This window comes from Erythrobacter westpacificensis (genome assembly GCF_039542285.1).
In the GTDB taxonomy this organism is placed as follows: Bacteria; Pseudomonadota; Alphaproteobacteria; order Sphingomonadales; family Sphingomonadaceae; genus Alteraurantiacibacter; species Alteraurantiacibacter westpacificensis.
Map to the genome: position 1 here is coordinate 19,600 of NZ_BAABHV010000028.1, position 10,093 is coordinate 29,692.

Here is a 10,093-nt window from a genome sequence, read left to right on the forward strand (position 1 = left end):
ACGAATAACGACGCACTTTCGCCCGTGTGATGGCTGGCCAACCGGAACGCAGATGACCGATGTTGGTTCAACACGCCTAGGGCGTCGAATGCCTCCGACACTGCAGTCCGCGTAGCCAGTTCTGCGCTCCGGTTAACCAAGTCAGAACTCGTATCCGAGAGTGATGCCATAGGTTCGAGGAGCGCCCCGAATTCCCTGGTTGTAGCCGCCAGGGTTATTCCCCGCGCTGAGGAATGTGTAATATTCCTCCTCCAACAGGTTGCGGACCCACAGGCCAACATTCGGACCAGTGTCACCGATTTGCCAGCCGATCGAACCATTCACCAGATGGTACGATGGCTGTTCCAGAATATTGTCCGGACCGGCGAACCATCCATCGTTGTAGTGATAATTAAGGGCAAAATCGAGGTGACCGGTGTCCAAGGGGACTTCGAGATTTGCGCCGAGATTTGCGGTCCATTCCGGGGCATATGGAAGTTCGTTGCCAACTGCGCTTCCCAGAACAACAGCATTCCCGCCGCCCTGCGCCTCTGTTTGCGGTACGAGGAACTGGGCATTCGGATATTCCTTGAATTCCGAACTGCTATAATTGAGGCCGCCATTGATGCTAAAAAGGCGCGTTGGGCTATAGATAAAATCCAAGTCAAAACCGTAGATTTCTGCCTTGGGACCGCTTTCGATAAGTGCTGCGATAGGAGTGAAGACGGTCACCTGCAAATCACTGTAATCATAATAGAATGCGGCGATGTTAAGGTTTAGCCGACCATCGGCCAGCTCGGTCTTCAGACCGATTTCATAGGCGTCCAGCACTTCAGGCGGGACGGCTTCGCCTGTCAGGCCGCCGGGAGGAACTGAATTGTAGATGCCGCTCTTGAAGCCGCGGTTCCACGATGCGTACCCCAGCACATTGGGAGTAATGCGATGATCGAGGGATACGCGCCAGGTAAACTTCTTGAAAGTCTCTTCGCCTTCGAACTGATCGGTCGTGATCGGGACGGGCGGGCCAAATCCAGGCAGGAAAGAGGCAATGGTTTCGCCAACCAAGCCGCGTTCTTCAATCGTATAGCGCCCCCCCAGGGTGAGGTTTGTACGATCCCCTAGAGGAATCGTGGCTTGGCCAAAAGCGGCGCCGGATTCAGTGCTGGTAAAAGCGTTGAAAAGCAATTGCTCGAGAGGGGCAATGGCCGTTCCGGTTATAAAGAACGGATCATAATTCGATCCACCATCCAAATAGTAAAGCCCGAATACCCACTGGATATCGCTTGAGGCAAGCGAAGCCAGCTGGAATTCCTGAGAAAACTGGTCATCGTTTTGAATGAAGTTTGCTTGTGTGCGGAACGCCGGCACAGGGGTCGCACCCCACTGCTGGTCAGCTGTCAGCTCACGGTAAGCCGTGATGCTCTGGAAGCGAAAGTTGTTGAACTCGTGGTCCCACTGCAAGCTGGCACCCCAGCTTTCGACTACGCCGAAAGGCTGGGTGAATGTGGCTGTGTCATAAGGGTTACCATTAAAGGCGTAAGGATCGCCGACCACGGCGAAGGGGGCGACCTGTCCGGGATTGGCCCCGACTGCTCCCGCGTTGACAAGCGACGGTCGGGCTGCGGCCACGGTGTCGCCCGGACCGTATTGCGCAAAAGTGCCATCGAGCAGGCGATAGCTCGAGAAAGCATTGCCTTCCGTCCGGGAGTAATCGCCCGTGAGCCTAAATTCGTCGCGATCACCCGGCTCGAAGAGAAGCTTGCCACGCACGGCATAGCTGTCGCTTTGATAGACATCCTCTCCAGTGAATACGTTTGTGCCCCATCCGTCTCCCTGAAGCGACATGTAGCCGGCAACATCGATGGCCATGTTGTCGGACAAGCCCGTGGTGACATATCCACTCGCCGTGAATGTATCATAATTGCCATAACCAAGCCGAACATTACCACCCGGTGTATACTCGGGATCGCGTGTTCGGACGTTGATGACGCCGCCGGTCGCGTTTCGTCCAAACAATGTTCCTTGAGGGCCCTTGAGGACTTCGACCTGAGCAATGTTGCTGAGCTGCATGAGGCCGCCGCTCATGCTCAATATGTAGACACCGTCGATGTATGTTGCGATCGAGTTCTCTGTGCCAGCTGGCAAGGCAGTGGTCCCCACACCGCGCAGGTGCGCCTGAACACCACTCTGCGAGGTCTGATAGACGAGCCCGGGAACAACTTGCGCCAGGTCGGCCGTGTCTTCGATGCCAGCGGTGCCGAGCGTGTCGGCCGTCACGACGTTGATTGCGATAGGCACGTCCTGCAATCGCTCGTCGCGCCGGTTCGCACTCACAATGATTGTGTTGCGCTCCTGGGTGTCCGCACCAGATTCTTGCTCGACTTCTCCAGCGTCTTCTTGCGCATATGCGACTTCACTAGCTAACGCTAGCGCCAGAGCCGCCGCCGACACTTGGCCAAAGGAGGCAAGAGAGCTCCTTCCCGACATACCCAATCTCCCTAATACTTGTTTTATAATTCGATTTTTTCAGAAAAGGGGGCTCGCCCGAAACGGGTGAGAAAAAGCTACCCACCAATCTTGAAACGCTCCTCCACCAACCGTCGAACCTGCTTGAACACCCTCAGAAGAAGGCGTGTCTGGCTCATTGGCGGGCTGGTTGCTAATCGATATGGCAGTATGCTGTCAAGAAACATTGCATTGGCACAGCGGGGGCTTAGCAGACCTTGCAGCCTTCTCTTGCCGCACCTGCGCATATGCCTCCGTTTGTCCATGCCCTTGCTGTCTGAGCATGGTTTGATGCGACGGCGGCGGGCGCCGTTTGGATTACTATGCGGCTTCCTCTAGATGGGCTTGGAGGTGTTTGGAGTTATCTCATCGATCGCTGATAGAGTTCGAAGTGTCTCCATCCTTTAAGAGACCGAGGCCACTCCTCACACATTCCTCGAGCCAGCCCCTTGCGACTTTTACTTTCGCGAGATTGTGGGTGTCCCGATGCGTAACAGTCCAAAAGCTCCGAGTTATCGAGCGATTTGGCAGCAAGCGCTTTAGTTCTGGGACTGTGTTGCCCATAAAGCAGGGCAGGACGCCTATTCCTGTCCCTTCTCGAAGCAGGCGCTGTTGCGCCACGATGCTAGACGATCGAATTACCGCAACAAGACCTGGATGGAATTCATTGAGGTAACTAAGTTCGGGAGCATAGACGAGGTCGGGCACGTAGCCAACGAGGACGTGGCCAGAAGTCAAGTCTTCCGGTGAGGTAGGAATTCCATTGCTGCTGAGGTACTCCTCGCTTGCAAAGAGACCGAGAGAATAGTCTGCCAGTTTGTGACAAAGTATTGGTCCGCTGTTGGGCCGGGAAAGCATGACAGCGATGTCGGCTTCTTTCCTCGATGGGCTAAGGAATCCGCTATTTGCGACGAGGTCGATTGTAAGGTTTGGGTGCCCTGAGCTGAGTCTGGGCAGAAATCGTGTAAGAAACTGACTGCCAAAGCCTTCCGAGACACTGATCCTTAGAACGCCTGACAGCCCCTTCCTATTGTCAGTCGAGTCCTCAATTGTCCTCGCCGCGCTGGCCATAGTCTCGGCTTTTGCCAGCAGCCTCTCTCCCGCTTCCGTAAGTGATTGTCCGTATCGAGTGCGTTCGAACGCGATGATCCCCAATGTACCTTCTAGGCGCTTTATTCTCCTTCCGACTGTCGTCGGGTCGGTTCCAGTAATCCTGCCCGCACTTGTGAGTTTTCCGGTTTCGGCGAGTGCTACAAAGGCGCGGATATCGTTCCAGTCGAGTTGCTGCATAATTGCAGGCCCTAGCTGCAATCTTTGCTCTTGTCTGCAAAATGATAACTTCTAGCCTTCGCTCGTATTTGGGAGTTAGGCACATGCGACATATCGATCATTTCATAGCCGGTAAGGCCCATGCCAGTGATGGTGGCAGGGTGCACGATATCTGGAATCCCTCGACCGGCGAAGTGCAGACGCAGGTCGCCTTGGGCGATGCCGCGCTGCTCGACAAGGCGATTGCCGAGGCAAAGAAAGTGCAGCCGGAATGGGCCGCCACTAACCCGCAGCGCCGTGCGCGCGTGATGTTCGCCTTCAAGCAGTTGGTTGAGGCAAACAAGCAGGAACTGGCCGAACTTCTCTCCTCCGAACACGGCAAGGTGGTGGAGGACGCTCATGGCGACGTGCAGCGCGGGCTGGAAGTGATCGAGTTCGCCTGCGGCATCCCGCAGGCGCTGAAGGGCGAATACACCAACGGCGCCGGGCCGGGCATCGACGTCTACTCCATGCGCCAGCCGCTCGGTATCGGCGCAGGCATCACCCCATTCAATTTTCCTGCCATGATCCCGATGTGGATGTTCGGCATGGCAATCGCGGCGGGCAACGCCTTTATCCTGAAGCCCAGCGAGCGCGATCCCAGCGTGCCGGTGCGGCTTGCCGAACTGTTCATGGAGGCGGGCGCTCCCGCAGGGCTGCTGCAGGTTGTCCACGGCGACAAGGAAATGGTCGATGCGATTCTCGATCATCAGGATATCGCCGCCGTCAGTTTCGTCGGTTCGTCTGATATCGCGCACTACGTATACAACCGGGGCGTTGTCGCCGGAAAGCGTGTGCAGGCGATGGGCGGGGCGAAGAACCACGGTATCGTGATGCCGGACGCGGACCTCGATCAGGTGGTGAACGACCTATCAGGCGCGGCCTTCGGTTCTGCCGGTGAGCGCTGCATGGCGCTGCCGGTGGTGGTGCCGGTGGGCGAGCAAACCGCCGAGCGCCTGAAGGAGAAGCTGATCCCTGCGATCAATGCGCTGCGCGTCGGCGTGTCGAACGATCCCGAAGCGCACTACGGCCCTGTCGTTACGCCCGAGCACAAGGCGCGTATCGAGAAGTGGATCGACACCGCGGAGGCCGAGGGCAGCGAAGTGGTGATCGACGGGCGCGGGTTTTCGCTGCAGGGCCACGAGAACGGCTTCTTCGTCGGCCCGACTCTGCTGGACCGCGTCACCCCCGACATGGAAAGCTACAAGGAAGAAATCTTCGGCCCGGTCCTCCAGATCGTGCGAGCAACTGATTTCGAGCACGCCCTGCGCCTGCCGAGTGAGCACCAGTACGGTAATGGCGTCGCCATCTTCACTCGCAACGGCCACGCCGCGCGCGAATTCGCGCACCGGGTGAACGTGGGCATGGTGGGCATCAACGTGCCGATTCCGGTGCCGGTCAGCTACCACAGCTTCGGCGGCTGGAAGCGTAGCGGCTTTGGCGATGCGGATCAGTATGGCATGGAGGGCCTCAGGTTCTGGACCAAGGCCAAGAAAGTCACCCAGCGCTGGCCCGATGGTGGCGGCGACGGTAGCAACGCCTTCGTTATTCCGACGATGGGGTGATGGACGTGACCAGCCAATTCGCTCTCACCGCCGAACAGCTCGCCATCCAGGAGATGGCGCAGCGCTTTACAGCGGACAACATCACGTCGAGCGCTGCTGAATGGGATGAAAAACACATCTTCCCGCGTGAGGTGATTTCACAAGCCGGAGAGCTGGGCTTTGGCTCGATCTACGTGTCCGAGGACTCGGGCGGGATCGGTCTTGGCCGGCTGGAGGCAGCGCTGATCATGGAGGCGATGGCCTATGGCTGTCCCTCTACCAGCGCTTTCATCTCCATCCATAACATGGCCGCTTGGATGGTGGACAGCTTCGGCGGTGACGTAGTGAAAGGAAAGTACCTAGCCGACCTCGTAAGCATGAAAATGATTGCCAGTTACTGCCTGACAGAGCCGAGTTCGGGCTCGGATGCAGCAGCGCTCAAGACCACTGCCAAGCGTGATGGTGAACACTTCGTGGTCAACGGATCCAAGCAGTTCATCTCCGGCGGTGGCCAGAACGAGGTTTATATCGTTATGGTCCGCACTGGAGATCCTGGGCCCAAAGGTATTTCTTGCTTGCTCGTTGAGAAGGACATGGCCGGAGTCAGTTTTGGTGCGCAGGAAAAGAAATTGGGCTGGCATTCCCAGCCTACCGCGCAGCTAATCCTCGAAGATGTGCGGGTGCCGGCGGAGAACCTGATTGGCAGCGAAGGGCAGGGTTTTGCCATCGCCATGTCGGGCCTGGATGGCGGGCGGCTCAATATCGGTGCCTGTTCGCTGGGCGGGGCGCAGCGCTCTCTCGACGAGACGATTGCCTACACCAAAGATCGCCAGCAGTTCGGCCAGCCGATTGCCCAGTTCCAGAACACGCAGTTCACCATCGCCGACATGGCCATCGACCTCGAAGCCGCGCGTGCGCTGTTGTACCTTGCTGCGGCCAAGGTGACCGAGGGTGCCGCCGACAAGACCCGTTTCGCCGCCATGGCCAAGAAGTTGGCGACGGAGAACGGCTCTTCGATTGTCGACCGCGCGCTGCAATTGCATGGCGGCTACGGCTACCTGCAGGACTACCCCATCGAGCGTATCTGGCGCGACCTTCGGGTGCACCGGATACTGGAAGGCACGAATGAGATCATGCAGATGATTATCGGCAGGGACCTTTTACGCTGATGACCGATACTCATGCAACTGAAGATGTTCTTATCCACGGGCATGGGCCGGTGGGGCACTTGTCGCTCAACCGCCCAAAGGCGATCCACGCTTTGACCCATTGGATGTGCCTCAAGATGCGCGAAGCGCTGTCAGCGTGGGCCAAGGACGACTTGATCAAGGCCGTTATCATCGACCATGCCGAAGGGCGCGGCTTCTGTTCGGGCGGCGACATAAACCTGCTGCGCAAGTCGGCAATCGAGGATGGCGGCATTGCTGGCCGCGAATTCTTCTTTGACGAGTATCGGCTCAACCACCAGTTGCTCACCTACCCGAAGCCGGTCGTGGCTTTTATGGACGGGATCACTATGGGCGGCGGGGTGGGCATCAGCCAGCCGGCGACTTACCGCGTTGCGACGGAGAACACCCGCTTTGCCATGCCGGAAACGGGGATCGGCCTGTTCCCGGACGTCGGCGGCGGTTGGTATCTATCGAGGCTCGGGTCGCGGATCGGCCAATTTCTTGCCCTCACCGGCGCGCGGCTTGACGGGGCGGAGTGCCTGTGGGCAGGCCTTGCCACGCATTACCTGCCGCACGACAAGCTCGCCGAGGCCAAGGCGCGCATTGTCGAAAACCCGGATCGCATCGCCGATATCCTGGCAGAAATGTCGATCACGCCGCCCGAAGCGCGCACCGCTGCCCACGCAGACCTGATCGCGCGTCACTTTGCCTCCGACCGTTATGAAGATGTACTCGCGAGCCTCAAGGCCGATGATGGCGAATGGGCGGCCAAAGAGCTGGCGACGCTGCGCACCAAGAGCCCGCAGGCGTGCAAGATTTCGCTACGACAGCTGGCCGAAGCCGCGCAACTTGCAGATTTCGCCGAGAACATGAAGCAGGAGTATCGCATCGCTTCGAGGGCGCTGTTGCGCCCGGACTTTGCAGAAGGGGTGCGAGCCCTGCTCGTTGACAGGACCAATGATCCGAAATGGAACCCTCCCACTCCCGAAGAGGTGAGCGAAGATATGCTGGACACTATCTTTGCGCCGCTACCGGAGAGTGAAGAATGGAGTCCGCTATGAACTACGAAAATATTCTCGTCGAACAGCGGGACGCGGTCACGCTGGTCACTCTGAACCGTCCGCAGTCGCTTAATGCACTGAACAGCGAGGTGCTGCGCGAGCTTGGCGAGGTATTTGCCGCTTACGAGGCCGACAAGTCGCAGCGTTGCCTCGTTATCACCGGCTCGGGCGACAAGGCCTTTGCCGCTGGCGCCGACATTAAGGAAATGGTCGAGAAGGAAACGGTCGACTTTTATCTGGAAGACTTTTTCTCCGGCTGGCAGCGCAACGTTGTGCACGGCACGCGCAAGCCGTGGATTGCGGCCGTGAACGGTTTCGCCTTGGGCGGCGGATGCGAACTGGCGTTGATGGCCGATTTCATCATCGCTTCGGACAAGGCCAGGTTCGGCCAGCCCGAGATAAATCTGGGCGTTGCTCCCGGCATGGGCGGCAGTCAGCGGCTCACTCGCGCGGTGGGCAAGGCCAAGTCGATGGAAATGTGCCTGACCGGTCGCATGATGGATGCCGCAGAAGCCGAAAGCGCTGGCCTCGTCGCGCGGGTGGTGCCGCATGACGAGATGCTCAACGACGCACTGAAGACAGCCGCCGCCATCGCCTCGAAGCCGCCGATGGCCGCCTTGGCGACCAAGGAGATGGTGGACGCCGCATTCGAAACCACGCTGGAGCTTGGTCTCAAACACGAACGCCGCCTGTTTCAGATTCTCACCGCCAGCGAAGACAAGGTGGAGGGCATGAAGGCCTTCGTAGAGAAGCGCGAAGGGCAGTGGAAAGGACGTTGACATGAAGATTGCATTCATTGGCCTTGGGAACATGGGTGGCGGCATGGCCGCAAACCTTGTGAAAGCCGGGCATGGCGTTCGCGCGTTTGATCTCAGCGAACAGGCGCTGGCAGCTGCCAGGGAGCATGGCTGCGAGACTTTCACGTCCGCATCCGAAGCCTGCGAAGGCGTGGACGCGGTCGTCTCCATGCTGCCCAACGGCACCGTCGTAAAGTCGGTCTACACCAGCGACGTCATCGGTAAGGCTCCGGGAGGTGCGGTTTTTCTCGACTGTTCCACCATCGATGTCGCCACCGCGCGCGAAGTGGCCGAGGCTGCCGAGGCGGCTGGCTATGCCATGGTCGATGCGCCGGTTTCAGGCGGTATTGCTGCGGCAGAAGCGGGCACGCTCACCTTCATGGTTGGCGGCACCGACGACGCCTTCAAGCGGGCAGAGCCGGTCCTGCAGGGTATGGGCAAGGCGGTGATCCATGCTGGGCAGTCTGGCAACGGGCAGGCGGCCAAGATCTGCAACAACATGCTGCTGGGCATTCACATGATCGGCACATGCGAGGCCTTTGCCATGGCAAAGAAACTGGGGCTCGATCCGCAGACTTTCTACGATATTTCAAGCGTTAGCAGTGGCCAGTGCTGGTCCATGACAAGCTATTGCCCACTGCCTGGCGTGGGGCCGAAATCGCCGGCTGACAACGGCTATCAAGGTGGTTTTGCCACTGCACTGATGCTGAAAGACCTCAAGCTGGCGCTGGCCGCAGCAGATACGGCGGGTGTTGACACGCAGATGGGACGGCGCGCGCTAAAACTCTATGACAATTTCAACTCGGAAACTACCGGGCAGAGCGATTTTTCGTCTATTATTCAAATGCTTTTGCCCGCCGGGCAAGATTTATCCAATTAGCTAGTATGTCCGCCAATATCGCCGAAATGGAACGTCGCCGTGAAGCCGCCAGAATGGGCGGCGGACAAAGGCGCATCGATGCCCAGCATGCCAAGGGCAAGCTGACTGCGCGTGAACGGCTGGACGTGCTGCTGGACGAAGGATCGTTCGAAGAACTCGATACCTATGTCGAGCACGACTGCGTCGATTTCGGCATGCAGGATCAGAAAATCCCCGGCGATGGCGTGGTGACCGGCAGCGGCACGATCAACGGGCGGCTGGTCTATGTGTTCAGCCAGGATTTCACCGTGTTCGGCGGCAGTCTTTCGAAGCGGCACGCAGAGAAGATCTGCAAGGTGATGGACAACGCCATGAAAGTCGGCGCTCCCGTCATCGGACTCAATGACAGCGGCGGTGCGCGCATCCAGGAAGGCGTGGCCAGCCTTGGTGGCTATGCCGAGGTGTTCCAGAAGAACGTGCTTGCCAGCGGCGTAATCCCGCAGCTTTCGCTCATTATGGGGCCGTGCGCGGGCGGGGCGGTGTACTCGCCGGCCATGACCGACTTCATCTTCATGGTGAAGGACAGCTCCTACATGTTCGTGACCGGGCCGGACGTGGTGAAGACCGTCACCAACGAGGAAGTGACGCAGGAAGACCTTGGCGGCGCGGTGGTGCACACCACCAAGACTTCGGTCGCCGACCTCGCTCTGGAAAACGATATCGAGGCGCTGCTGGCCGCGCGCGAGCTGATAGGCTTCGTGCCCGAGAGCAACCGCGACCCGCTGCCCGAACTGCCGACCGACGATCCGTGGGACCGGCGCGAGGACAGCCTCGACACGCTGATTCCGGCCAGCTCCAACATGCCCTACGA

8 protein-coding genes are annotated in these 10,093 nt (G+C 58.8%); 6 read left to right on the forward strand and 2 right to left on the reverse strand.

Features of this window, described 5'->3' with window-relative positions:
* Nucleotides 1-141 precede the first annotated feature (141 nt).
* On the reverse strand, nucleotides 142-2,466 hold the full coding sequence (locus tag ABFX23_RS17235; RefSeq protein WP_346034117.1) for a TonB-dependent receptor: 2,325 nt from the start codon (nucleotides 2,464-2,466) through the stop codon (nucleotides 142-144).
* Nucleotides 2,467-2,850: 384 nt separating this feature from the next.
* Entirely contained in the window at nucleotides 2,851-3,774 is a 924-nt protein-coding gene (locus ABFX23_RS17240) for a LysR family transcriptional regulator (RefSeq protein WP_346034118.1), read from the reverse strand.
* 83 nt (nucleotides 3,775-3,857) lie between these two features.
* Here ABFX23_RS17240 and ABFX23_RS17245 point away from each other — a divergent pair, with 83 nt between their 5' ends.
* From ABFX23_RS17245 to ABFX23_RS17270, 6 genes are all read left to right on the forward strand, one after another.
* Nucleotides 3,858-5,357: a CoA-acylating methylmalonate-semialdehyde dehydrogenase gene (locus tag ABFX23_RS17245; RefSeq protein WP_346034119.1), complete on the forward strand. Its 1,500-nt coding sequence runs from the start codon at nucleotides 3,858-3,860 to the stop codon at nucleotides 5,355-5,357.
* Nucleotides 5,357-6,505, forward strand: coding sequence for an acyl-CoA dehydrogenase family protein (locus ABFX23_RS17250; RefSeq protein WP_346034120.1), 1,149 nt, complete (start codon nucleotides 5,357-5,359; stop codon nucleotides 6,503-6,505). Before ABFX23_RS17245 ends, ABFX23_RS17250 begins: the two co-directional genes overlap by 1 nt.
* Nucleotides 6,505-7,566 carry an enoyl-CoA hydratase/isomerase family protein gene (locus ABFX23_RS17255; protein ID WP_346034121.1) on the forward strand — a complete coding sequence of 354 codons (1,062 nt, stop codon included), beginning with the start codon at nucleotides 6,505-6,507 and terminating at the stop codon, nucleotides 7,564-7,566. The genes ABFX23_RS17250 and ABFX23_RS17255 overlap by 1 nt, the downstream gene beginning before the upstream one ends.
* Entirely contained in the window at nucleotides 7,563-8,345 is a 783-nt protein-coding gene (locus ABFX23_RS17260; protein WP_346034122.1) for an enoyl-CoA hydratase-related protein, read from the forward strand. Before ABFX23_RS17255 ends, ABFX23_RS17260 begins: the two co-directional genes overlap by 4 nt.
* 1 nt (nucleotide 8,346) lies before the next feature.
* The gene (gene mmsB / locus ABFX23_RS17265; RefSeq protein WP_346034123.1) at nucleotides 8,347-9,243 is read left to right on the forward strand and encodes a 3-hydroxyisobutyrate dehydrogenase; all 897 of its coding nucleotides are present in this window, start codon (nucleotides 8,347-8,349) and stop codon (nucleotides 9,241-9,243) included.
* Between the two features lie 5 nt (nucleotides 9,244-9,248).
* Nucleotides 9,249-10,093, forward strand: an 845-nt coding sequence (locus ABFX23_RS17270; protein WP_346034124.1) for an acyl-CoA carboxylase subunit beta, incomplete at its 3' end; no start/stop codon positions are given.